The sequence below is a fragment of the Sandaracinaceae bacterium genome (genome assembly GCA_020633055.1).
GTDB lineage: Bacteria > Myxococcota_A > Polyangia > Polyangiales > Houyiibacteriaceae > JADJJE01.
Genome location: JACKEJ010000014.1, coordinates 103,611 through 127,876, shown reverse-complemented (window position 1 = coordinate 127,876; position 24,266 = coordinate 103,611). Strand labels below are relative to the sequence as shown.

The window sequence follows — 24,266 nt, the reverse complement described above, 5'->3', positions numbered from 1 at the left end:
GGAAGGTGGGAGTATTCGGGAGCGTTCGCGTACAATCCCGTGGTGCCCTCGTTCGAGTGTCTGGACCGAGCCTCGGCACCCAAGCGAACCAAGCTTCCGTACCCCTCGCCGGTAAGACCCCCATGCACCATCACTCCCTCCGAACCCTCCTCCACACGGCCTCGCGACGCACGCGAGCCAGGCGCCCCATTCGCTCTTTCCCGGGCTGGCTCCTGCTGGCGTCCGCTGGTCTTGCGCTGGGTTGCCACGCGGGTGGGGCCGGGCTCGAGCCGCGCTACGTCGCGGTCCACAACGCCATGACCGCCATGGGGCTGGCGCAGACGGGCGCCATCAGCGAGGGCTCGCTCGACGCTGGCGAGGAGGTCCGACTCGAGGTCGAGCTGAGCGGTGGCCAGTGCTACACGTTCGTTGCGCTCGGCGGCTCGGGCACACGTGACATGGGTGTGCAGATCCTCTCGGAGGCGGGCGACGAGCTCGGGCGCGACCTGACGCACGACCGTCAGGCGGCAGCCCAGGCCTGCCCCGATCGCGCAGGGACCTATCAGGTCGTGGTCACCATGGTGGCGGGTCACGGCAGCTACCTGCTCACCTCGTGGTCTGGTGCGCCAGCCGTCGCGCGCGGTGGCAGCGGAGGCGGCGGCCAGCGCGGGTCTGCCGGTGGCGGGTGCGCCGACCCGCAGTCCATCGGAATCGGTGAGACCGTGCGTGGCGACACCACGGGCGGCCCCACGATGATGCAGGGCAGTTGCGTGCAGAGCGGCAACTCCCCCGAGCACGTGTACTCCTTCGTCGTGACGGAGCGCGCCATGATCGACATCGCGCTCGAGTCGGCCTTCGACGGGGCGCTGTACCTGATGACCGACTGCGGCTCGAACGAGCTGGCGTGCAACGACGACAGCCCCGACACGAGCCACTCGCGCTTGCACGTGACGCTGGACCCAGGGACCTACTACGTGGCGGTCGACGGCTACGGGTCGCCCAGCCAGGGCGCCTACTCGCTCTCCATCCAGGCGCGCGCCATGCAGGACGTCGCCCAGGTGTGCGCAGCCGCCCCGCCGATGACCCCGGGCGTGCCGGTGCGCGGCGACACGACCGGGAGCGCCGATTACTTCCAGGCCACGTGCGCGGGCGGCGCGCACTCGCCCGACAACGTCTACCGCCTCAGCGTCGCGCAGCCTTCGCGCGTGCGCCTGCGTCAGTCTTCGCCGGGGCACGATGGCGCCATCTACGTGCGCTCCACCTGCGACGCCGCGTCCACCGAGCTGCTCTGCAACGACGACCACGGCACCACGGCGGCGTCGATGGTCACGGGGGTGCTGCAGCCGGGTGAGTACTTCGTGTTCTCCGACGGCTACAGCGGTGGTCAGTCGCAGGCGGCTGGGAGCTACGAGCTGGTGGCCGACCTCGCGCCGCTGACCGGCGGCCAGGCGAACGGCGACACCTGCGCGGCTCCGCTTCCGTCGCAGACGGGCAACCTCGCGGTGGACACGTTCCAGGCGGCCGACGATCTGGCGGGGACCTGCGGCGGCCAGGGCGCGCCGGACATCGTCATGGCGCTCAACGTGGCCGCCCGCTCACGGCTGCGCGTCAACGCGCTCAACAGCGAGTTCAACGGGGTGGTCTACGTGCGGGGCGGCCAGTGCGCCGTCGCGACCGGCGAGGTCGCGTGTCAGCCGATCGCTCCTGGCGGGCCTGGCCTGGACACGGTCCTCGCCCCGGGCACGTACCACCTGGTGGTGGACGGCATGGATCCGAGCAGCTTCGGCCAGGCGGACTTCGACGTGCAGCTCGAGGATCTGGTCGCCATGGAGCGCATGTGCCGCGCGGCCACGCGCATCGTCCCGGGCCGCACCGTGAACGGGACGACCGTGGGTGAGCAGGACAATTTTCAGGCCAGCTGCGCCGGCAACGCCGCCAGCCCGGACCGCGTGTACCAGCTGCGCCTGACACGCCGCATGACCGTGCGCGCGCACATGACCACCACCGACTTCGACGGAGCGCTGCACATCCGCCGCGACTGCCCGGACGCCAGCACGGAGGTGGCCTGCAACGACGACTTCGACGGTCAGCGTCAGTCGTTGATCGAGACCACGCTCGACGCGGGCACGTACTTCATCGTCGTGGACGGCTTCAGCCGCAACAACCAGGGCAGCTACAGCTTGCGTGTGGACACGACGCGCCCCTGAGCGGGAGCGGGTAGGTCACTCGCGGTGAAAGAGCGCCGTCGTGTCCGTGAAGGGCGCGACGGCGTCTGCAATTGCGCGCGTCGCGACCAAGCCGTCGCGCAGGTGCGGTCCCCAGGGGGCCTCGTCCACCAGGGCGAGCGCGGCGCGCGCGAGCGCGACCTCGGTGGGGTCTCCCGTCCACGGGTCGTTCGGCAGTGCGTCGTAGAAGGCGCGGAAGTCCGTCGTCGGAGCGAGCACCTGACGCAGCCCGTACTGCGAGGCCAGGTGGGCTTGTAGGCGCAGCGTGGCGTGTTCGCGCGGGACGTCCCGCGGGCTCTCGTTGTCGAGGCCCCAGTCGACTTGTGCGAGGCCCTCGCGCCCCTGCACGAGCGAGTGGCAGAGCTCGTGGAAGATCATCTGCGCCAGGCAGTCGTCGGCGTCGAGGGTCTCGGGGGAGCCCAGCGTCATCACGCCCGCCGGGTCCACGCTGGCGAAGCAGCCATCGGAGCGCTCCACGCGGAAGCCCACGCGGCGGGCCACTTCGGTCCACACGAGGTCGAGGGGGTCTCGGTAGTGGCGCTGGACGGTGCGGGTCATCGGGCTGGTGCGACGCGTGTGCTCAGAGCACCCGACACAGGCTGACCTTCAAGTAGTCGAACTCGGGGAAGCCCAGCAGGCGCGGGTGGTCGGCGGGCGCGTCGGAGCGCTCGAGGACCTGCACCACACGCCTAGCGCGGCGTGCGCCCTCGCGCAGCGTCTCCTCGAAAGCCGCGCGGTCCACGTGGCTGGAGCAGGACGCGGCCAGGTACAAGCCGCCGCGCACCACGCGTCGCATGCAGCGCTCGTGCAGGCCCCGGTAGCTGTCGAGGGCCGCCGGCAAGGCACGCTCGCTGGGCGCGAAGCTGGGAGGATCGCACACCACCAAGTCGAAGGTGGCGTCGCTCGGAAGCCCGTCGAGGTACGGGGGGACGTCACTGGTCACGGCCTCGTGCGCCGCGCCGCCGAGGTCGTTGGCCGCGTACGTGTCGGCGGTGAGCTTCACGGCCTCGGGCGCGATGTCGACGGTGGTGACGTGCGCGGCGCCGCCCAGGCTGGCGGCCACCGAGAACCCGCCCGTGTACCCGTAGAGGTTCAACACGCGCAGCCCGTGGCTCAGCTGCCGGACCCGATGGCGGCTCTCGCGCAGGTCGAGGAACAGCCCCGTCTTCTGACCGTGCTGCAGGTCTGCCACCAGCTTGGTGCCACGCTCGCGCACGATGACGTGCTCGGTAGGCAGCTGACCGAAGGCCGCGTTGACCTCCACCTGCTGCTTCCGACCCACGCGCCACAACAAGGTGTGGATGCCCAGCGCGCGCAGGTGCGGCTCCGCCGCCAGCACCAGGGGCTCGCGCAGCGCCGTCGCGCCGTCTCCGTCCAGACGCATCACGGCCACGTCGGCATAGCGATCGATCACGCAGCCAGGCATGCGGTCGGCCTCGCCGTGAACCAGCCGGTACGCGTCGCTGTCCGGGGGGCGGATCCGCTCGCGGAGCGCGAAGGCCTGGGAGAAGCGCGCGGAGTACAGACGCGCCAGCGACTCGTCCTCGGTGGTCCACACGCGCACCGCGATGGGACCGCTGTCGGCGTGTCCGCGGCACACGAAGCGCCCGCGCTTGTCGTGCACCGTGACCGTGTCACCCGGCTGCGCGTCGTGCGGCTCGAGCGCGTCGCGGTAGATCCACGGGTGCCCTTCGTGGATGACCCGCTCGAGGGGCTTGGTGAGTCGTACCGGCCGCGCCATGACCCATGTGTGCACCGTGCCGGGCGCGCGCGCCAGCCCGAGCGCGTGTCCCTCTCAGGGGGTCGCGCTCACCTCGACGAACCCGTCGTGCAGGAAGCCGTCGCGCACGTAGCTCTGCACGGTGAGGTCGTCGTGTGCGGGGACCACCGCGAGCGTGCGCTGGGCCTCCCGCAGCATGATGAGCGAGCGCGCCTGGTCCAGCGTGGCTGCGCGGTCTTCGTGGAGCCACAGGGAGAGCGCCAGAGGACGGCCGGCGGCGCGGTTGAGGTTGTGGTGAGACCAGACAGCGTCGCCCACGAGCAGCACCTCCTGTCCGTTGGCGAGCGCCACGTAGACGTAGAGGCTGCCGGGGGTGTGACCAGGGGCGGGGATGAGGACCACGCCAGGCGCCAGGCGTGTGGGCTCCGTGAGCGCTCGACCCTCGACAGTGTCCAGCTGCTGCGCGTCGAAGCCCGCGTCGTCCGGCATGTGGTCGCGCTGCTGCTGGGTGAGGTGCAGGCGCGGGGCCAGCTCGGCGAAGTGCGGCGAGCGTGAGACCCCACGCACGTGGTCGAGGTGCTCGTGCGTGAAGACGATCTGTGCGGCGCCAAGCAAGGCTTCGGATACACCGTCGTACGCCGCCTGATCGTAGTCCTCACCGCCGAAGCGCTCGTCGTGCGTCGCGCGTTCGTGTGGGGCGTCGACGACGATGTAGCGGTCCGCCCATGCGATCTGGAAGGCCGGGAACACCATCGTGATGGGCGTCACGTAGTCCCACCCGGCGGCCACGGCGCCGCGCGGGTAGTGCGCCTTGGCGACCACCCAGCGGCCGACGGTGCTGGGCAGGGCTTCGTCGGTGCCGCGCGCGATGGTGCGGACGAGGTTGAGATCGAAGCCGCGCGGCGCCCCCAGTGGTAGCGGCGCCCGCGTGAAGAGCACCGCGAACGCGGCGAGCAGGACCGCGACGGTCGCGAGCAGCCCGACGAGGACACGGCGGAGGCGGCGGGTCTTGGGAGGCGAGCTGGCCATGGGTGTCCACGGTGTAGCAAGGCGGGCCCGACCTTCAATGGTCGATGGGTGCTGGTCGCGGGGGGCGCTCAACCGGCGTCTGCGAGCACGGCGTCGACCGCGCGCGCCGCGCTCTGGCAGGCCCCCTCCATCGTGGTGCTCCAGTCCGTGCGGGTCCAATCCCCGGCGATCGCCAGTCCGCGTACCTGTGTGCGCTGCGAGGGGCGCACCCCCGCCGTGCCCGGCCGCTGCGCGAACGTGGAGCGGGGCATGCGCACCACGTGGCCGTGCACCACGCGGGCGTCCCGGGCCGCCGGGTAGTAGCGGCGCAGCACGTCCATCTGGGTGTCCACGATCTCCTCGTTGCTGCGCTTCACGAGCTCGTACGCCGCCGACACCGTGGTCGAGTAGAACCAGGTCCGCGACGGGTCGCGCCCGTGCATGCGCTGGCGGTCCCAGACTTGCTCCAGCACCCCCTCGCCCCCGTACAGGATCTCGCCCCAGTCGGCCATCTCGATGGAGCGGTCGAGGTAGAGGTTCACGCTCACGATGGGGACGGGGGTGAGGTGGTCGCACGCGCGATAGATGTCCTCGTGCCCTGGTACCTGGTCCAACAAGCCCCGTACCTTCCACACGGGGACGGCGCAGATGACCGCGTCCGCCGCAAGACGCTCACCAGTGCTCAGTGTCACGCCACGCATCCGGAAGCCGTCGACGTCCACGCTCTGCACCCGAGCGCTCGTACGCACCACGGCTCCATGACGGTCGAAGAACGCATGCACGGGGCGCAGGAAGAGGGTGTCCAGGTCGACCGTGGGATAGCCGATGGAGACGGGCGTGCGCGTCGCGATCGCGCGGCGGATGCCGGTGGCCAGCAGCTCGGCGGGCACGCGGGCGGAGGTGATGTCGGGCTTGTCGCCCGTCAGCCCGATGACGATGCCGTCCCATTGGGCCTTGCGCGCCGACGCGGGCATCCCGAGGCGGTCGAACCACGCGTCCGCCGTGATGTCGTCGAGGTCCGCCGGCTTGCGGAGGCACTGCGAGAAGAGCCGCGCTTGCGCCATGGCGGTCCGGACGCGATCGAGGCCCGTCACGCCCGGTAGGTCGCCCAGCATGGGCCGCAGTGCGGCGAGCCCGTGCGAGGAGGACACCTGCACCTCGCCGCCCGGCATGCGAAACGACATCTGCCCTGGAAAGCACACGTGCTGGCGCGTGCCGATGCTCTCGAGGTAGCGCATCAGGTGCTCGTAGCCACTGGCGAACACGTGCTGTCCATTGTCTGGGATGTCGTCCACCTCGGGTTGCGGGATGGCCACTGTGCGACCGCCCAGCGCGCCGCGCTGCTCGAGCAGCGTGACCTCGTGTCCGGCTTCGATGAGCCAGACGGCCGACGCGAGCCCGGCGAGCCCGCCGCCGACGACGATGCAGTTCACGGGCGGCCCCCGGAACAGGAAGGCAGGTGACGGACCGTCATGTCAGCGTTTCTACCACGTCCCGCGTCCAGCTGGTTCGCCACGAGCGCGGGTGACACGCATCGACCAGGCTGAGGAGGCCGACTCGTCCACCAGCGCCTGACGCTGTGCGCTGCGCGCTGGCATGTGGGCTGGCGCCGCGCGCGTGCTAGCTTCGGCAGGATGCGGCGGAGCCTGTGCTTGGTTGGACTGGCGTTGGGTCTCTCGTGGTGGTCCGTCGGGCCCGGGCTTTCCCGCGCGAGGGCGGACTCGGACGTCCAGCTCTGGCTCAGCGCCCAGCTACGCCTACGGTTTCATCAGCGCGTGCAGCTGGACATCGAGCAGGGCCTGCGCTTGGACGACAACGTGTCGCACGTAGGCCGTGTGCTCCCCGAGCTGACGCTGGGCGTGAGGGTCACGGACGTGCTGCGCCTGTCGCTGGGCTACCGCCTCACGTGGGTGAACGACAACAACCCCGACTTGCGGCACCGGGTGCACGCGGACGCGCGCTTCGCCGACAAGGTGGGCGCCTTCGCCTGGGTCACGCGCGTGCGCTACCAGGCGACGCTGCGTGATGAGCAGCCCACGCGCCACACGCTACGAGGCCTCTTCGGGGTGGGCATTCGCAACGACAGCATCGCGACGCCCTACGTGTCCACTGAGGTGTTCACCGACGTGGGGCACGGAGACGGTGCCGTGGCGCGGGCCTGGCGCGGGACGCTAGGGGTCGAGCTCAAGACCAGCCGACACGGGCTCGACGTGTACTACCGCATCGAGGTGCCGCTCTCCGACGACACCGACCCGACGCTGCACATCCTCGGGCTCTCTTACGGCTACGAGGCGAAGTTCTACTGATCCGCCGGTGGGGGAGCAGGGGGGTCGTCCACGTAGTAGACGGTCAGCTCCGCGGTGTCGCGCAGGAGGTCGGCGTGGACCACCCCCACGCGCCGGACGTGCACGCCGAGCCGGGCCGACAGGTCCGCGTGCAGCGCCTGCTTGTCTGCGGCGCGCAGCAGCTCGAGGTTGTCGTAGATCACGCGGCGTGTGAACTCGCGCTTGCCCGCGGGCGCGAACTCGAGGACCACCACCATGCCGACGATGGCGACGTTCACGAGGCCCAGCTCGGCGACGCTGACCTTCTTGTTGGCGGTCGCGTTGATGATGGCGATGCCGATCACGACGAACAGGTAGGTCAGGTCCCGGATGCCCACCTGTTCGGTGCGGTAGCGCAGGATGCCGAACACGGCGAACAGCCCCAGCGCGAAGCCGAGGTCGGTGGGCACCTTGCGCAGCAGAAAGCAGATCGTGAAGGTGATGACGTTCAGGGCGTAGTAGGTGAACGGGAACTCGTTCCGCCCGTAGATGCGGCGATAGACGCCGTGCACGACGATCATCGTGAACACGACGTCGACGACCAGTCGGGACAGCAGCTTGGCGAAGTCGCCAACGTCGATCCAGCTTTGGAAGCCCAGGTGGTCAAGCACGGCTCTCGCTCCTCGAAACGACACGGTGGAGTTCACGCAGGCGCGGGCGGTAGCGTTGCACGCGCGCGCCGTCGATCAGCAGCGCGGTGGCCGCGCAGTACTTGCTGATGGACAGGGGACGGATGTGGTGAGCGCGCAGGCACGCCATGACGGGTGTCTGCCAGCGCTGCCGGTCCTGCTTCACCTCGCCGATGACGACGTCTGCGAGGCGGCGCGCGCGGGTTCCTGCAACCAAGTCGACGTGCAGGTCGAGCGTCACGCGCTCCAGGGTGTCCGTGCCCACCAGCATGATCCGGTCGAAGTTGGTGCAGGCGGTCGCACGAAGCTCGTGCGCTGGGACGGGGCACACCTCGCCGAGGAAGCGGGCGCTCTCGGGCGACAACTCGGCCTCGCCGAACGAGAGCGGACGGCGCCACTTCTGGGTGGTCGCGGAGGCGTCCTTGCGTTTGACCTCGAGATAGCTGAGCTGGCGTCCAAGGTAGTGGCGCACGCGCACCTTGAAGCGCGGTCTTCGATCGCGAAGGTGCTGATGGAAGAGCGTGAGCTCGGCCGTGTCGAAGTACGTGGTCTCGTAGCGGTCCATCGGCTGCGTACCCACGCGGACCACCGCATAGTGTCCCCCCAATCCAGTGAGGACGCTCTCGAGCTCCCGCGCATGGAACGCGAACTTGGTGTCCACACGCTGCATGAGCGAGCGTTGGGCGAGCAGCGAGGGGCTCGCGCTGGGTAGGTGGGTCAGCCACGCCGCGGGAGAGTCGGGCGTTCCAGGTGTGGCAGCGGGCATGGGCGTCCCGACAATGTACCCCATGCTAACGGACGTGGAGCGTTCCCGCGTTCAGGCGGTTCGCGCTGTCTTTGCAGCGCTCGCGCACGCGGCCCGAGCACACGCCCAGATCTCGCAGCTCCAGGCGGTGGTTGCCCGCGAAGAAGCCGATCCAAATGGTGTAGCCCCCCGGAGGGTAGTTGGCGGCCACGTCCAGCTCCTGCCGGTCGATGACGATGTCGCCCTCCTGCCAGCGGCTGACGGGGTAGTGCTCGCTGACGGGGTCGTGGTCCCCGTTCAGGCGTTGGCCGTGTCCGTCGATGTGCAGGAAGATCTTGTACCCGCCGATGTTCGACGTGAGCGCGCGCCAGTACCAGGTGACCGCGAAGGACTGTGAGGGCCCCACGGTGGTCCCGCCTGGGAGCTCGAGGTCGTAGCCGATGAGCTCGATCTTCTGGCCGAAGCGGACGTTGAGCACGTGCTGTGGCTCGCGCGGGAGCTCGCGCACGACCGACGTGGCCAGCAGGTTCTGGTTGTCGCGCCCCTCGATGGGGCGGTTGGTGGCGAGGATGATGCGGGCGTTGCGCGCGTCGGCCACGAACAGGTGCTCGCCCCGCTCGCGACGGAACTGGAGGTCGACGTCCACCAGCTGGGCGCTCGGGAACACGGCCCACGTGCGCGCGGTGTCTGAGCCCGTCAGGAAGCGCACGATGCCCGGCACGTCCCGAATGGGCTCCACTTCGCCGTCCGTGTAGTACGAGCCCGCGCGACCGCCCACTTGGTACTCGCCCAGGACGTCGTCGGGACCACGCAGCGCGTTGTACGTCTCGAACACGTCGCGCGGGGAGAGGTGCCGGCTGAGCTCGGGGATGTAGCCGAACGCAAAGTAGGCGCCGAAGCACAGGCCCGCGAACACGGTGGGCAGCAGGCGCAGCGCGGGTCGGCGCGCGAAGACGTTGAACGCGCGCGGCACCACGTACAACAGTGCGGCGAGCACGGGGGGGAGCAGCAAGAGATAGCGGCCGATACGCACCGCGAGCGAGTTCAGGCGGTCGGGGACGACGAACACCAACACGCCGAAGACCACGATGCCGACCCCGAGCAACGCCAGGAGGGACCACCACGTCTTCGCGGCAGCCCCGGTCTGCCACTGGCGGCGGGCGAACGCGCGAATGTTCGCGATCGAGGGCTCGGGCCAAGGGCGTCCGCCGAGGAACGTCAGCGCCGCGCCCAACGCGAACACGGCGCACACGACACCCCACGGGACGCGAGCGTCGAAGCCCTCCTCGGGGACGCTGGGGCGCGTCCCAGGCACGCCCGTCACGGGGGAGCCCGGGAACATCGCGTAGTCGCGGATGACGAGGGCCGTGAACAACACGGCCAGCGCCGCGAGGAGCCACTCTGAGCGCCCCGAGCGATGCAGGTCGGCGAGCGTGATGGCCACGGCGACCGACACGGCCGCGACGGCGTAGAGGGGCGCGCTGCCGTAGCGGGAGGCGAAGAGCGTCGTGACCGCGTAGCTAGTGGCGAGCCAGATGATCAGGAACACCGTGAAGCCCGGCGTGACCACGGTGCTCGACGGCCCCAGCAGACCCGTGGTTCCCGCCGTCGTCGACGCGACCTCGGCGACGTCGTCCTTGGCAGGCTCGATGGCGCCGGCTTCGTTATCCGTAGCTGCCGCCAACGCGACCGCCTCTTCGTCCGGGCCTCGGCTCTCCTCCACGTCGTCGTCCCCCGCGGCGCTCATGCGCGCGAGCAAAACACCGAGCGCGGGGATGACCAGCGCCGACCACGGCGCGAAGTTGTGGAACAGACGCTCGACCTCGCGCTCGAAGGTGGGGGGCTCGCCGCCGCGCGCGCCACCGCCCAACCAGACGCTGTACTCGGGTGCGTCGGCTCGGATGGCCTGCCACACGAGCGCGCTCATGCCCGCGGCCACGACCCAGAAGGGCACGACGTCGGTTACCCGCTTGCGTGTCGTGGGGTCCAGCAGGGTCGCCGCGCAGACGCCGAGCAGCGGGGGCAGCGGGCCGAGCAGCGCGCCGCTGCCCCACGTCGCCAGCCCCACGGCGACCATCGCGGCGCCGGTCGCCACCCAACGGGACGTCTCGGTGCGATGCTCTGCAAAGACGGCGTACGCGCAGGCCAGCGCCACCAGCGTCTGCAGCGCGAAGTGCGGAGAGGCCCCGAGCATCATGCGGCTGTTGAGCAAGAAGAGCGGCGAGGTCGCGCACACCACGACGGCCAGTACGCCGACGCCGCGCCCCCCTGCGAGGCGCCCCAGCAGGAACACCAGCCCCAGGGTCATGAGACCAGCCAGCGCGAGGGGCAGGCGTCCGCTCCACTCGCGCACGCCGAGCGACTCGAAGGCGAGGCTCGTCAGCCACGGTCCGAGGGGAGACCCGTCCACGTGCGCGCCAGTCCCTTCCGACCAGCTGCGCGCGACCTCGGCCACGTCGATCTCCCACGGGTCCCAGATGCCGCTCCAGCTGAGCCCCACGACGAGCAGCGAGAGCGAGAGCGCGACGAGCGCGTAGCCGACGCCCTGTTCCTGTTTTGCCGACTGCATGAGCGGGCGCAGGCTACCCGTGCACAGGCGCGTCGTCCACCAGCGCCCGCGTCGGGCGGAGCTCGCGGGTCCTTTGGGCGCGTGGTGGCGGTGGTGGTGGCGTGATCGCGTGCGGGAGACGGGTCGGCTCGACGACCGCGACAGTGGTCCGTGGGACTCGCGGGATCCGCGTTGGGGCGTGAAAGGCTCAGCTGAGCGCGACTGTTCGTGGGGTGCGCTCGGGGCCTGGTGGGGGGAGCGCGCCGGTTGTCCGGGCGAGCGGTGCAGCTGGGCGCGAGGGTTGTCCGGGGGTCGCGTCGGGAACTCGCGTGGGGCGCGGCTGGGCGCGGAGGGCGCTTTTTGCGCCCGCCTGCGGCGGGTCAGTCGAGGCCTTCGTCGCTCGCGGTGGCGCTCGTGGGCACGGCTTCGCGCACGACGGGGTCTCCGCCCGTGTCGATGCGCTCGAGGCGTCGGATGATGCCGCGGACCCAGGTGCGGTAGCCTGCGAGCTGGCCTGGGGGCAGCAGCTGGCCGGGCCCGTTGAGGACGGGGAGGGGGTCCACGAAGCGGCCGTGGTGCTTGAGGCCGAAGTGCAGGTGCGGGCCCGTGGAGCGGCCGGTGGTGCCGACGCTGCCGATCACCTGGCGCTGCGTGACCTGGGCGCCCACGGTGATGCCGCGCTGGATGCGGTGCATGTGGGCGTAGTGCGACTCGTAGCCGTTCTCGTGGCGGATGGAGACGAGGTTGCCGTTGGGGCCCTTCGGGCCGGCCCACGTGATCTCACCGTCCGCTGCTGCCCACAGGGTGGTGCCGGTCGCTGCGGCGAAGTCCACGCCGTTGTGCGGGACGATGCGCCGCAGGATGGGGTGCAGGCGCTGCGGGTCGAACAGCGACGAGATGCGCTCGTACTGCAGCGGCGTCCGCAGCCAGCCTCCACGGAAGCCACGCCCGGCTTCGTCGTACCAGTCCGCGCGCTGGCCGCGGGGTTCGTAGTAGAAGGCGCGCAGCCGTCCCGCCCGCGCGCTGACGTACTCGATGGCGACCGGGGTGCTGTAGCGTAGGAACGCTCCGTCGATGCGCTCCTCGTCGACGATCACGCGCAGCGTGTCGCCCTCGCGCACGCCCGTCGAGAAGTTCATCTTTCCGTCGAAGACCTCGACGAACACGCCCACCAGCGACGACGCGAGCCCGATGCGCGTCAGGGCCTCGCCGAGTGTGGTGCGGACCTGTCCGCCGAGCTCCATGCGCCGGCGCTCGATCTCGCGCTGCTGCACGCGACCCGACCAGGTGCCGTCGGACGCGCGCGTCGCGACCACGAACTCCTCGGGGCTCTGGTGGTACTCGAAGCGCACCAGGCGTCCTTGGCCGTCGCGCTCGAAGTACAGCCGGTCGTCCGAGCGGCAGCGCCGGAAGTCCAGCACCTCGCGCACGGCGGCCTCGATGGCAAGGAAGTCTTCGTTGGCCAGCCCGGCGTTCTCGAGGGCTTGGCGGAAGGCGCGGGCGCGGCCGAAGCGCGCCTCGCTGCGCACGGTGGCAGCGGCGTGCAGGGGGGCCTCGTCGCTCTCCACCGCCGTGGACGGAGCCTGCTCGGTGGGGACCTCCACCACTTCGGGCGGTGGCGGCACGCCGTCCGGGCTCCAGGTCAAGCCCTCTGGAGCGACGTAGTTGGGGACCACCTCGGGCGCCTCGGCGGGCTCGTCCGCGGGTGGCGGTCGCAGCAGGATGAACGCAGCGACCCCGGCCACGAGCGCCCCCGCGCCAACGAGCACCAGCATGCGCCGCTTGCGCTCGGCGGCCTCGACGTCCGCACGCAACAGCGGAGTCGAGACGCTGGGCAGTGGCCTCAGCGGGGTGTCGTCGCGTTTCTCGGTCATTCGCTCGGTGCTCACCTACCAGGGGAGTCCGTGCGGCGCAAAACGGCAAGGTGAGATGCCCAACCCGAGCTTGACACGCGTACGCACCAGGGCTAGATAGCGCGCTCCCTCAGGCACGTAGCTCAGTGGGAGAGCACTACCTTGACACGGTAGGGGTCGGCGGTTCAATCCCGCCCGTGCCTACAACGCGCGACACCCCCCGGAGGATGCAGCAGCAACCGCCGGGGGGTTTCGCGTTGAGCGCTTCGACTCGGCGACACGCGGCGTCGAAGCGCACGTCAGCCTGCAATTGCAGTGGGTCGGACGGCCAGCTAGAGTCCGCCCCACTTTGCGCCCCCCGGAGCTCAGCGCTCCTCGTTCCTCAGAGGAGCCCCTGGCTCCGCTTCCACTATCGGAGCTCACGCTCCGGTGCGACCCGAGACCACCCGGTACCGCAGCGCGCGGACCGTCGAGAGGTTCCGACACATGAGCGACTCCAACTCCAACGACTCCGCCCCGACCACCGACAACGACGCGGCCCAGGTCGACGAAAGCGCAGCACCCACGCAGGAGACCACCGCAGCCGAGGCACCTGCGCCGGTCGCAGACGACACGGCAGCCGCCGACGCGGCTTCGTCCGACGAGGGCGATGCTGCGGGCGAAGAAGGCGACGGCGGTGACGAGGGTGACGGCGATGGTGAGGGCGACGAGCAGGCCGAGGCCGGCGCGGGCGAGGGCACCGAGGGAGGCGGGAAGCGCAAGCGTCGTCGCCGCAAGAAGAAGAAGGCCGAGCCGGACCCGGTGAAGCAGGCGGCGCACGTGCCGTTCCTGCGTTACTTCGAGGGCCGCAGCGGCAAGGCGCACGCGTTCGCCGCGGGCGAGGTCGTCGCGGGCCGCGTATCCAAGCTGACCGACACCACCATCTACGTGGATCTGTTCGGCAAGGCGCTAGCGGTGGTGGACGTGTACGAGCCGCGCGAAGTGCCGGCGCTGCCCGAGCCCGAGGCGCCTGCGGCTACGGAAGGCGAGGGCGCCAGCGCTGTCGAGGGCGGCGAGGCCAGCGGCGCGGAAGCCACGACCGAGGAAGCCAACGTGGAAGCCGCCGCGACCGACGTCGCGCAGGCCGCGGCCGCACCCGCGACGTCGAGCGACGACGACAACGACGACGATCACGACCCCTCGCAAGAGCACCACGACGACGATCATCACGACGACTCGGACGACTCGGACGACTCGGACGATGAGGGCACCACCTCGGTGGGCTTCCTCGAGGCCATGGAGGCTGCAGGGCCGCCAGTGGACCTGCCCATGATGGGTGGCATCGTGCGCGGCCGCATCAGCTCCGTGTCCGAGAGCGGCCACATCGTCCTGGTGAACCGCATCATCGATCGCGCGGCGACCAAGGCGCGCATCGCGGCGGCGCGTGACGCCAAGCAGCGCGTCCGTGGCATGGTGTACGGGTTCAACCGTGGCGGCTTCGACGTGCTGGTGGATGGCGTGCGCGCCTTCTGTCCCGCGCGGGCGATGTCGCTCACGGAGATCGAGGACCCCGAGTCCTACGTCGGTCAGAAGCTCGACTTCTCGCTGCCTCCGCTCAAGGGCGGCGGCCGCAGCATCATCGTGTCGCGCCGCGGCATCTTGGAGCGTGAGGCGCGCAAGGCGGCTCGCGAGCGCATGAAGCAGCTGAAGGTGGGCGAGCGCCTGCCCGGCAAGGTGCTCAGCGTGCGCGACTTCGGCGTCATCGTGGACCTGGGCGGCGGGCTGGACGGCCTGGTGCACCAGTCCGAGGTGAGCTGGGTGCGCGGTGCGCGCATGTCGGACGTGGTCTCGCCCGGTGACGAGGTGCAGGTGCAGGTGTTGCGCGTGCAGCCCGCCAGCCGGAAGGACCGCTACGGCAAGATCAGCCTGTCCATCCGCGCCTGCGCGGCGGACCCCTGGGACGACGCCAAGGACATTCTCAAGGAGGGCCACTTCCAGCAGGGCCGCGTGGTGCGTACCACCGACTTTGGCGCCTTCGTGGAGCTGCGTCCTGGCATCGAGGGCCTGCTGCACATCAGCGAGCTGGGCGGCAAGGACATCAAGCACGCGAGCCAGGTGCTGCAGGACGACGAGCTCATCGACGTCATCGTCGAGCGGGTGGACAAGAAGGCGCGGCGCGTCGGCTTGTCGCGGCTCAGCCCGGCCGACAAGGCGGCCATGGAGGCGGGCGACTACGACCCGTCCCTGGCGCGCAGCCTGCGCACCGGCGCCCACGTGAAGGTGGTCATCGAGCGCGTCGAGCACCACGGCATGTTCGTGCAGGTGCGTGGCGTGGTCGGCAAGCGCGGCCGCGGCTACCTGTCCAACCGCGACCTGCCGGAGCGCACGGAGGGCACCGCGTACAAGAAGCTGGCGCCCGGCATGGAGCTCGAGGTGAAGATCACGGGCACCGACCGCGACGGGCAGCTGCGCTGCTCGGTCAAGCACCGTGAGTTCGACGACGAGCGCAAGGCCGTGCAGGACTACCGCAAGGAGGCGGGCCGGCAGGGTCTCGGCACGTTTGCGGACCTGCTGCGCGCGAAGCTGGACGGCGGGTCCGACAAGGCTTAGTCGCGCGGATCGCGCGCGTCTGGGTCGACTGGGTGCGCGTGCGAGCCGGTGGCGGGATCGGGAACGGGAGAGGGGAGCGCCGAGCTCGGGCCCGGTCGCGCTGGCGCTCCCTGTGGTGCCTCCCCCATTTCTACGCGCCTTTGGCGCGTGAAATGGGGCCCCCCCAACACCCGAGTTCGGCGCTCCCCTCTCCCTCACGGACGTCTGGGCTCGCGGGGCGCGGCTGAGTCGGTGGGGACGCGCGGGATCCGCTTTTGGGCGCGAGGAGGTCGGTTGAGCGCGGCGTACGGGAGAGTCTTGCGCGCCTGGCTCGACGAACGCTGGAGGGCGCGTGTGTGGGGCTCGCGTGGAACCAATGGAGCGCGATGAATGCTGCGGGGCGCGTGGGGGCTCTCATGGTTGCGACGGTGCGCTCTGGTTCGGTGTGCCGAATCCGACGGGTGGGTGCGCCCGGACGCTACGCGCGCCGGACGTGCCTAGAGGCGGTCATCGGCTCGGGGGTCGGGTGTTCGGGGCCGGGGCGCGAGAAGGCAGTGGAGGGCACAACAATCCCTTGCGTCCCTTGCGGGGCGCGGCTATACACAGCGCCCGTTCGACGACGAGACATCGTCATCGAGCGGGACCCCATCGGGCGATTAACTCAGGGGTAGAGTGCCTTCTTCACACGGAGGAAGCCGCTGGTTCAAATCCAGCATCGCCCACCAGACGCCGCTCTCGAGAGCGGCGTTTTTCAATTGGTCGTTCGGGCGGTGCTCCTGGCGCGAGCCTGTGTTTGGGACGTGGCCGAAGGGCGAGTCGCCGGCCATGGGGAGCGGATGACGGGTAGGACATCACGGTGACCTTTGGTATCGTGCCCTGCATGCGCGTCCTCCGGCCGACGGCACCACTGCTCCTGTTCGCCCTCGCGACCGTCGCGTTCGGGTGCGGGTCGTCGGGGTCCAGCGGCGCTGACGGCGGGGTCGACATGGCCGCGTTGGACGCGGGCGGCGGGACACCAGACGGCGCGGTTGGAGATGGCGGTGTACCCGGCGATGGGAGCGTCGTCGGTGACGGCGGCGGCACCGACGGGGGCGGCGCGGACGGCGGCGTGGTTGGTCCTACGTGCCCGTTCACGTGCCCCGCGGTCGTGGTGGACGTTCACGGCACGGACTTCCCCGACATGGTGCTGCCCGCGATGCTCGACCTGCGCTGCGCCGACCTGCGCGACGTGGACCTCGCGGGGATGAATTTTTCGGACGCCGACCTGCGCTGCGCCCGGTTCGACGGCGCGAACCTCGAGGGCGCGAACTTCGAGGGCGCCAACGTCATGTCCGCGTCGTTCCGCGACGCCAACCTGTACTGGGCCGAGCTCTTCGGTGCCGAGCTCCAGGGAGCCGACTTCACCGGGGCCGACCTCACGGGGGCCCTGTGATCCATGCCGCGCGCACGTCGCGCAAGCCAGAGGAGACCGCCATGATCCAGAAGACCCTGTTCGGAGCGTTGGCTGCGGCCATCGTGCTCACCGCGTCTGCCAGCGCGTCCGCCCAGGCGGCGGGCGTCGCGTACTTCGACGCAGGCGGGACCGCGATCCAAGGGGACTCCCAGCGCAGCGGCTACGTGGGCTGGCACGACGTCAACGTGGTCCGCCACGAGATCGTGAGCCCTCGCGACGCCGCGAGCGGTCTGCCTACGGGCCGGCGGCAGCACAAGCCGATCGTCGTGCGCATGCCCGTGTCGAACGGCACGCCGGGGCTCGTCGCGGCGCTCATCGCGAACCAGTCGCTGACGGTCCAGCTGGTCACGTTCTCGTCGACGGGCGAGACGGTCTTCACCATCGACCTGATGAACGCGAGCATCGCTTCGTATCGGACGGCGTGGTCGGAGAACGGCGAGGCCGTCTACGAGATCCAGCTCTCCTATCAGCGCATCACGTACACCTCACGCGACGGAAGCCAGTTCACCGACGACTGGGAGTCGCCCGTCATCTGAGCGCCCCGAGCGCGACGGCGTCGCGCCTCGTGTGGGCCCCACGAGCGATGTGGGCGTGCGGTGCGCGGCCCACGGGCGATGCGGGCGTGCGCGCGCGACGGTCCGGTGTACACTCCCCGCTCCGATGTCCCCGACCCCCGTCGAGCGGCTCGCGAACGTCGTCGAAGGCGTGCGGGCTGGAAGAGAGCGCGCCATCGCGAGAGCGATGAGGGTCATCGACGAACGCGGTCCGCAGCATCGCGAGCTGCTGCAGGCGTTGGCCCCCTACGCGGGCCGGGCGCGGGTGATCGGCGTCACGGGGACGCCCGGCGCCGGGAAGAGCACCCTCGTCAACGAGCTGGTGGCGTGTGCGCGCAAGTCAGGGCAGCGCGTCGGCGTCGTCGCGGTGGACCCCACCAGCCCCTACACAGGCGGCGCCATCCTGGGTGATCGCATCCGCATGCAGCGGCACTTCCTGGACGAGGGGGTGTTCATCCGCTCACTCGCCACACGTGGGCACCTCGGCGGGCTCTCTCGCTCCGCGGCGGACGTCATCACCGTGCTGGACGCTGCGGGCTTCGACCTGATCCTGGTCGAGACCGTGGGCGTGGGTCAGGACGAGCTGGAGATCGCCCAGCTGGCGCAGACCACCGTCGTGGTGGTCACCCCGGGGCTCGGCGACGACATCCAGGCCATCAAGGCGGGCATCCTCGAGATCGCGGACGTGTTCGCGGTCAACAAGTCGGACCGCGACGGGGCCGACGCGGCGGTCGCGGACCTGCAGCAGATGATCGCGCTCGGCGGCGTGCTGGCCCACGCGGGCTCGCGCCCTGCGCACACGGGTCACGGTCACGGCGGGGTGGCCGCCATCATGCGCCCGGAGACTGGCGGCCTCAGTGAGCGGGGCTGGGAGCCCCTCATCATCAAGACCGTCGCCTCGCGCGCCGAGGGCGTGGAGGACCTGCTGCGCGCTTGCGCGGCGCACGCGGACGCGCTCGACGCGTCGGGCGAAGCCGCGCGCAGGGCCAACGAGCGACGCGAGCGACGCTTCCTGACACTGGCCCGCGAGCTGCTCTTCGAGGAGGCCAGCCTGCGGCACGCGCACGCCTTCGCCGAGGCGCTGGACAGCGCTCGCAGCGGCGAGGTGGACGCGTACACGGCGGCGGCAGCCCTCCTGGCGCGTGCCATTGCTCCGGCCGACGCTGGCGCGAGCTCGGAGGCGACCGGGTGAGCGCCGTCCTCAAGCCGCAGGGCCCCTCGGGTGTGCGCGACTTCGCCTCGCTGACGGCGTCCGACGCGGAGGCGCTGGGCGAAGAGGCGCTCGGCCTGTTCGAGCTGCTGCGCGCTGGGCTGCCCATCGCGGGCGGTCGCATCGTGCGGCTGGCCGGCGACCACCCCGAACAGCGCTTGCTGGATGCCCTGCGTCGCACCATGGACGAGCGCCCCTTCGCGCGCCTGCGGACGCTGTTCCCCACCGAGCACGCGGCGCGCCGCTTCGACCGGGGCGCCGTGCTGCCGGCGGACATGGACGCGGACAGCGACCTGCAGCAGGTGGTGGGGACGCTGATCGAGTCGCTGCGCTCGCCCGAGCTCTCCGCCGCGCTCGGCGGCAGCTTGCTGGGCCTGCACGTGCGCGTGCTGGGCTTCGACGCGCGTGACGCGGGCGAGCTGATCTCCGCCGACGCCCACGCAGGCGAGCCCGACCGCCTGCTGGTGAGCAGCCGCGTGGCAGGCGCGGCGCCGTTCCGCATCGACCGCCGCTCCATGCGCACCACTGCCGAGGGCGAGGGGCTGAGCGGAGACGAGGCCGAGCGCTTGGCCGACCTGGCCGACCGCGCACAGCTCACCCTGGGGCGCCCGCTGCGTCTCGAGTGGGGGCGCGACCAGGGGCGCGACGTCATCACCAGCGTGCGCACGCTGACGTTCCGAGTGCCGCCGCACTCGCCGTGGCGCCGCGTAGCCCTGATGGCCGCGGATGAAGGGGCCGTGTCGCCGCTCACCGTCGACGCCCTCGACCGCGCGCTGGGCACCGGCGAGCCGGGCCCGCACGTCGAGCGCGCCGTGAAGCGCGTCTTCGCGCGCCCCTATCGACGCCTCGAGTCGGGTGGGGCGCTCGGCGGCGCGCGCACGTCGGTACCTCGCGCGGCGGCCCAGGCGGCCCGCGCGGCCAAGGTCGCGGCGTTCTACGTGGCGGATGCCAAGCGCCACGAGCGCGCGCACCCCGCGCGCATCATCGCCGTCGACGCCATCAGCCTCGAGAACGTGAGCGACGAGGGGCTGCTGGACGCGCTGCGCCGGCGGCAGCGCCTCACGGCGGAGTGCCTGCTGCTGCTCGACCGCGGCCGGGTCACCAGTCTGAGCATCCTCGAGGCGCTCGAGATGACGCTCGGGCCGCTGCCGCGTGAGTGCTATGGCGCGCTGGCCACCCCGCGCCGCACGCGGCCCCGCGAGCGCACGCTGACGGCGATGAACCGCTTCGCCACGCGCCTGACGGCGGAGCTGGGCAACGTCCCCGAGCGCGCGTCGTTGGCCTCGGCGCTCGGACGCGACTGGGACCGGCTGCGGGACACGGTCATCGGCCTGCGCGCGCTGGGTATCGACGTTCGGCCCGGTGCGCTCGGCCAAGACGACGCCACCTTCCGCGCCGAGCTGCTGCGCCTGCGCGACCTCGACCTGGGCGCCTCCGAGCGCGCGCGCAAGGACGCCATGCGGCGCTTGCTGGCGACGGCGCGCGGTCGCGACATGGGGCGCTCGCGGGAAGGGCTGGTGAACACGCTGGGTGGGCTCGCCGAGCGCGTGGCGGTGGTGAAGGGCGTGGTCGCCGAGCAGTTGGCCGCGTCGCTGCTGCGCCTGCGCGCGGCGGCTCTGCAAGCTGGGCAGCGCCTGGTGGACCGCGCCGTGCTCGAGGTGCCGAGCGATGCGCTGTACTTGACGCTGGCGGAGCTGGAGGAGGCCCTGGTCGGTGAGCCGGGCGCATACGCCAGCCGCGTGCGCCTGCGCCGCGAGGACGACGCGCGCTGGGCTCGTTTCGAAGCGCCCCGGCGCGTGTGACGGAGAGCGTGGCGCGTCTGAAGGACGCGGTCGCGCCCTACAGACACGAGGCGCGTCCGCCATGGGCGAGGGGAGCCCTCTCGACGGAGAGCAGGCGCGCGCGCTCGGCGCTCATGCGTTATCCTTCGGCCCGCTGCGGTTCGCGACCACGCAGCGTGGATCCAGACCCGGTCGCCCGAAGGGCCCGCTCATGCGCGCAGACGCCTTTGTCCAGCTGAACCACGAGGGGCCCCTCAGCCTCGTCACCATCAACCGCCCCGACAAGCTCAACGCGCTCAGCCAAGAGGTGCTCGCCGACCTGAAGGAGGCCGTCACCGAGATCCGAGGGCGCGCCGCGACACGCGCCGTCATCCTCACGGGCGAGGGCAAGGCCTTCGTCGCGGGCGCGGACATCGCGGGCATGCGCGACATGAACCCCATCGCAGCGCGCTCGTTCTCGTCGTTCGGGCATCAGGTCTTCACCTCGCTCGAGCAGCTGCCGTGCCCCGTGATCGCTGCCGTCAACGGCTTCGCGCTGGGCGGAGGCTGCGAGCTCGCGCTGGCGTGCGACTTCATCTATGCGTCCGAGCGGGCCAAGTTCGGGCAACCCGAGGTGGGCTTGGGCGTGACCCCCGGTTTCGGCGGCACACAGCGGCTCAGCCGTCGTGTGGGCGACGGCATGGCGCGCGAGCTGCTCTACACGGGCAAGGTCATCGACGCGGCCGAGGCCCTCCGCATCGGCCTCGCCAACGCCGTGTTCGCGCCCGAGGCGCTGCTGGACGAGGCGCGCAAGACGGCGGCCACCATCGCCACGCAGGGGCCGCGCGCCGTGGCGCTCTGCAAAGAGGTCATGCACCGCGGCGAGGGGCGCCCCTTGGCGGATGGCAACGCGCTCGAAGTGGACGCGTTCGGTCGCGCCTTCGAGTCCCCCGAGCAGCGCGAGGGGATGACCGCCTTCCTCGACAAGCGCAAGGCTGCTTTCCAGGACCGCTGAGGTCGCGCGCACGGCGCGCGTCGCCCGCTGCGTCCCGTGGTGGGAGAGCGGCGCCGTAGCACACCGTCGGCCTACTCCCCCACGTAGTAGTAGTGCCCGTGGTCGCAGTCGGAGAAGTATTTGGCTGGCGCGCTCAGGTCCTCCTCGGGTTCGACGAGCACCTCGAGCTCGTGCCCGAAGTGTGTGGTCATCGCGTCGGCCGTGCGTGCCCGTTGCCATGCGTCATACGCCACACGCGCCTCGTCGCAGCGCCCCTCTGCGGCCAGCGTGTCTGCCTCGAGAGCGTGCAATGGCGCGGCGGCCGCGCCCGTCCGGCGAGCCAGAGCTTGATCCTCCCGCGCGAGCGCGAGGTGGTTGCCGCGAATGGCGATGCTCGCGCGCGCCAGGTAGACCTCGGGGTCCCACGGGTCGATCGTCGCGCGCCGTTCGATGGACGCGACCTGTGCCGCGACCGACTCGTCATCGAACGCGGGCTTCAGCGCGTCTTCGAGGCGCAGGTCCGTGCGCTGGTGTAGAAGCACGCTCGCGACGAGCATCAGCGCCGCGACGATGGCTCCGCTGGCGGCGCCGATCGGCGGCCCGCTGACACGTCGCGTTGGGAGCGCGGCCGTCGCGCGATAGGCCGAGGCTCCAGCCAAGAGGCCCACAAGCGCCCCGAAGCCCAGCGATGGAGGCGCGCTCGGCGTCTCGACGAGCCCGGGCCCGATCCATCGCACGGCCCAGAACGAGATCAACGCTACCCAGGTCAGACACGGCCAGAGGGCGGCGGCGCGGACGTTCGACACGGCGGGGTGGCCCTCGAACGCCGCACTCGCACCGCGACCCAGAGCCTGCGGGACGAGGGGCGCCAGCAGCAGCGCGAAGGACGGCATCACGAAGTCGTCGGGGCTCATCGGGCCACGCTCACGCGTCGAATTCCACCATCACGGGTGCGTGATCCGAGGGGCCGCTCTTGGTCTCGTCCGCCGCGCGCTCGACCCTGTCCACGATGGCGCCGACGCAGGCCGTGGCCAAGCGAGGCGTGCAGTACACGTGGTCGATGCGCAGCCCGTTGCCACGCTCGAAGCCCAACCCGCGGTAGTCCCACCACGAGTACACACCGCCATCTGGATGGAACCCGCGCACCACGTCCGTGAAGCCGAAGTCGGCGATGTGCCGCAGCGCAGCGCGCACGTCGGGGTTGGCCAACACCCCCCCGTGCCACTCCTCCGGCCGCGCCATGTCGTCGTCGAAGGGCGCCACGTTGAAGTCACCACACAGGGCGAGCGCGTCCTTCTCGGGGTCGAAGCGCGCGTCCAGCACCTCGCGCAGGCGCGCCATCCAAGCGAGCTTGTAGGGGTACTTGTCCGAGTCCAGAGCCCCGCCGTTGGGGAAGTACGCACACATGACCGTCGCGCCGCGGATGCGCGCCGAGATGACCCGCGCCTGCTCGTCGAAGGTCGGGTCGTCCAAGCCGAGTCGCACGTCGCTCATCGGGTCCAGCGAGAGGATCGCCACCCCGTTGTAGGTCTTCTGTGCGTTGAGCGCGATGTGATAGCCCAGCGCCGCCACCTCGACGCTCGGGAAGGTGTCCTCGAGCCCCTTGAGCTCCTGCAGGCACAGCACGTCGGGGCGGTGCTCCGTGAGCCACGCGACCAGGCGGTCTCCGCGCGCCTTGACCGAGTTGATGTTCCAGGTCGCGAGCTTCATCGGACGCTGGTGTAGCATGCTCCCATGTCGCTCAAAGCCATCAGCACGCCCGGGGCCCCCGCCGCCATCGGGCCCTACTCGCAGGCCATCGCCGCCAACGGCTTCCTCTTCTGCTCCGGCCAGCTCCCGATGGACCCCACCACCGGCGAGCTGATCGTCGATGACATCGCTGCCGCCACGCGACGCGTGATGGACAACATCGTCGCCATCCTCCATGCCGCCGGCACGGACCTCTCGCGCGCCGTGAAGGCCACCGTCTACTGCACGGACCTCGCTGAATACGCCACCATCAACAGCGTCTACGCGACCTACTTCGACGGCCTCGTGCCTCCCGCGCGCGTCGCCGTCCAGGTCGCCGCGCTGCCCAAGGGAGCCAAAGTCGAGATCGAGCTGGTCGCGCTTCTGCCGTGACATCCGGACTGCATGCCTCACTCTCTCCGTCCCATGCAAGCCTCCATCCATCCCCGGACCTCGCTCGATGCGACGCGCCCTGCGCTGGTCTACGTCATGATCCTGCTGTGCGCCCTGCTGGCGGGCTGTGGCGCGAGCTCGCCGCCGCACGAGGCGGCCGAGGCCGAGGCGTCTCCTGCCAGCGGAGCCGAGAGGCCGACATCGCTCGAGGAGAGCGCCGTCGCTGGGGACGGGGACGCCACGAACGACGGGTTCCAGTCCGAAGGGGGAGAGGGGCCGGGCGCGCCGCCCACCGAAGCCACCCGCACCGAGGAGGACGCGTTCGAGCGCTTGCTGCAGGCCTCCAGCCGCTACGACGTCGCGCTGTCGCAGGCGTCGGTCGACTGCAGTGAGGCCCGCGAGCTGGTCGAGCGCATCTGCTACCTGGCCGAGCGCGTGTGCGCGCAGCCGGGGGTCGCCGCGCGGGACGACGACGCGGAGGCCCACTGCGACGAGGGGCGTGCGCGCTGTACCCGCTCGGAGGCGCGCCTGCGGAGCGCGTGCCCCTAGCAGGCGGGCGAGCTTTACTATTCACA

The 24,266-nt window shown here is 71.0% G+C and carries 20 protein-coding genes and 2 tRNA genes; 12 read left to right on the top strand and 10 right to left on the bottom strand.

The window, feature by feature from the left end:
- The first annotated feature begins 122 nt into the window (after positions 1-122).
- Positions 123-2,186: a PPC domain-containing protein gene (locus H6726_29570; protein ID MCB9661826.1), complete on the top strand. Its 2,064-nt coding sequence runs from the start codon at positions 123-125 to the stop codon at positions 2,184-2,186.
- Positions 2,187-2,201: 15 nt separating this feature from the next.
- Here the strand turns inward: H6726_29570 and H6726_29565 are convergent, their stop codons facing one another.
- From H6726_29565 to H6726_29550, 4 genes are all read right to left on the bottom strand, one after another.
- Complete coding sequence (locus tag H6726_29565; protein ID MCB9661825.1) at positions 2,202-2,762, bottom strand: hypothetical protein; 561 nt, start codon at positions 2,760-2,762, stop codon at positions 2,202-2,204.
- 22 nt (positions 2,763-2,784) lie between these two features.
- Positions 2,785-3,945 (bottom strand): class I SAM-dependent rRNA methyltransferase, encoded by a 1,161-nt coding sequence (locus tag H6726_29560; GenBank protein MCB9661824.1) that lies wholly within the window; start codon positions 3,943-3,945, stop codon positions 2,785-2,787.
- A gap of 54 nt (positions 3,946-3,999) precedes the next feature.
- Positions 4,000-4,953 (bottom strand): MBL fold metallo-hydrolase, encoded by a 954-nt coding sequence (locus H6726_29555; GenBank protein ID MCB9661823.1) that lies wholly within the window; start codon positions 4,951-4,953, stop codon positions 4,000-4,002.
- 68 nt (positions 4,954-5,021) lie between these two features.
- Positions 5,022-6,365 (bottom strand): FAD-dependent oxidoreductase, encoded by a 1,344-nt coding sequence (locus tag H6726_29550; protein MCB9661822.1) that lies wholly within the window; start codon positions 6,363-6,365, stop codon positions 5,022-5,024.
- A gap of 201 nt (positions 6,366-6,566) precedes the next feature.
- On the opposite strand from H6726_29550, the gene H6726_29545 reads away from it, so the two are divergent.
- Positions 6,567-7,238 (top strand): DUF2490 domain-containing protein, encoded by a 672-nt coding sequence (locus tag H6726_29545; protein ID MCB9661821.1) that lies wholly within the window; start codon positions 6,567-6,569, stop codon positions 7,236-7,238.
- On the opposite strand, the gene H6726_29540 is transcribed toward H6726_29545, so the two are convergent.
- The 4 genes from H6726_29540 to H6726_29525 all read right to left on the bottom strand — a co-directional run bounded on the left by H6726_29540 (position 7,232) and on the right by H6726_29525 (position 13,052).
- The gene (locus H6726_29540; GenBank protein ID MCB9661820.1) at positions 7,232-7,867 is read right to left on the bottom strand and encodes a DUF4956 domain-containing protein; all 636 of its coding nucleotides are present in this window, start codon (positions 7,865-7,867) and stop codon (positions 7,232-7,234) included. The genes H6726_29545 and H6726_29540 overlap by 7 nt on opposite strands.
- Positions 7,860-8,651 carry a polyphosphate polymerase domain-containing protein gene (locus H6726_29535; protein ID MCB9661819.1) on the bottom strand — a complete coding sequence of 264 codons (792 nt, stop codon included), beginning with the start codon at positions 8,649-8,651 and terminating at the stop codon, positions 7,860-7,862. Before H6726_29535 ends, H6726_29540 begins: the two co-directional genes overlap by 8 nt.
- 25 nt (positions 8,652-8,676) lie before the next feature.
- Positions 8,677-11,199: a glycosyltransferase family 39 protein gene (locus H6726_29530; GenBank protein ID MCB9661818.1), complete on the bottom strand. Its 2,523-nt coding sequence runs from the start codon at positions 11,197-11,199 to the stop codon at positions 8,677-8,679.
- Between the two features lie 359 nt (positions 11,200-11,558).
- Positions 11,559-13,052 carry a M23 family metallopeptidase gene (locus tag H6726_29525; GenBank protein ID MCB9661817.1) on the bottom strand — a complete coding sequence of 498 codons (1,494 nt, stop codon included), beginning with the start codon at positions 13,050-13,052 and terminating at the stop codon, positions 11,559-11,561.
- Between the two features lie 111 nt (positions 13,053-13,163).
- Between H6726_29525 and H6726_29520 the strand changes: the two genes are divergently transcribed.
- The 8 genes from H6726_29520 to H6726_29485 all read left to right on the top strand — a co-directional run bounded on the left by H6726_29520 (position 13,164) and on the right by H6726_29485 (position 21,591).
- Positions 13,164-13,235 (top strand) — tRNA-Val (locus H6726_29520).
- A gap of 282 nt (positions 13,236-13,517) precedes the next feature.
- Positions 13,518-15,620 carry a S1 RNA-binding domain-containing protein gene (locus H6726_29515; protein ID MCB9661816.1) on the top strand — a complete coding sequence of 701 codons (2,103 nt, stop codon included), beginning with the start codon at positions 13,518-13,520 and terminating at the stop codon, positions 15,618-15,620.
- Positions 15,621-16,249: 629 nt separating this feature from the next.
- Positions 16,250-16,324 (top strand) — tRNA-Val (locus H6726_29510).
- Between the two features lie 155 nt (positions 16,325-16,479).
- Positions 16,480-17,031: a pentapeptide repeat-containing protein gene (locus H6726_29505; GenBank protein ID MCB9661815.1), complete on the top strand. Its 552-nt coding sequence runs from the start codon at positions 16,480-16,482 to the stop codon at positions 17,029-17,031.
- Between the two features lie 41 nt (positions 17,032-17,072).
- On the top strand, positions 17,073-17,588 hold the full coding sequence (locus H6726_29500) for a type VI secretion system tube protein Hcp (GenBank protein MCB9661814.1): 516 nt from the start codon (positions 17,073-17,075) through the stop codon (positions 17,586-17,588).
- Between the two features lie 124 nt (positions 17,589-17,712).
- Positions 17,713-18,798, top strand: coding sequence for a methylmalonyl Co-A mutase-associated GTPase MeaB (gene meaB, locus H6726_29495; protein ID MCB9661813.1), 1,086 nt, complete (start codon positions 17,713-17,715; stop codon positions 18,796-18,798).
- Complete coding sequence (locus H6726_29490; protein MCB9661812.1) at positions 18,795-20,618, top strand: hypothetical protein; 1,824 nt, start codon at positions 18,795-18,797, stop codon at positions 20,616-20,618. The genes meaB and H6726_29490 overlap by 4 nt, the downstream gene beginning before the upstream one ends.
- Before the next feature lie 190 nt (positions 20,619-20,808).
- Complete coding sequence (locus H6726_29485; GenBank protein MCB9661811.1) at positions 20,809-21,591, top strand: enoyl-CoA hydratase/isomerase family protein; 783 nt, start codon at positions 20,809-20,811, stop codon at positions 21,589-21,591.
- 71 nt (positions 21,592-21,662) lie between these two features.
- Here the strand turns inward: H6726_29485 and H6726_29480 are convergent, their stop codons facing one another.
- Both H6726_29480 and xth read right to left on the bottom strand, forming a co-directional pair.
- On the bottom strand, positions 21,663-22,484 hold the full coding sequence (locus tag H6726_29480; GenBank protein MCB9661810.1) for a hypothetical protein: 822 nt from the start codon (positions 22,482-22,484) through the stop codon (positions 21,663-21,665).
- A 10-nt stretch (positions 22,485-22,494) separates the two neighbouring features.
- The gene (xth, locus tag H6726_29475; GenBank protein MCB9661809.1) at positions 22,495-23,280 is read right to left on the bottom strand and encodes an exodeoxyribonuclease III; all 786 of its coding nucleotides are present in this window, start codon (positions 23,278-23,280) and stop codon (positions 22,495-22,497) included.
- Positions 23,281-23,304: 24 nt separating this feature from the next.
- On the opposite strand from xth, the gene H6726_29470 reads away from it, so the two are divergent.
- Both H6726_29470 and H6726_29465 read left to right on the top strand, forming a co-directional pair.
- A complete protein-coding gene (locus H6726_29470; protein ID MCB9661808.1) occupies positions 23,305-23,691 on the top strand; it encodes a RidA family protein in 387 nt (128 codons plus the stop codon).
- A 33-nt stretch (positions 23,692-23,724) separates the two neighbouring features.
- Positions 23,725-24,240, top strand: coding sequence for a hypothetical protein (locus H6726_29465; protein MCB9661807.1), 516 nt, complete (start codon positions 23,725-23,727; stop codon positions 24,238-24,240).
- Positions 24,241-24,266 lie beyond the last annotated feature (26 nt).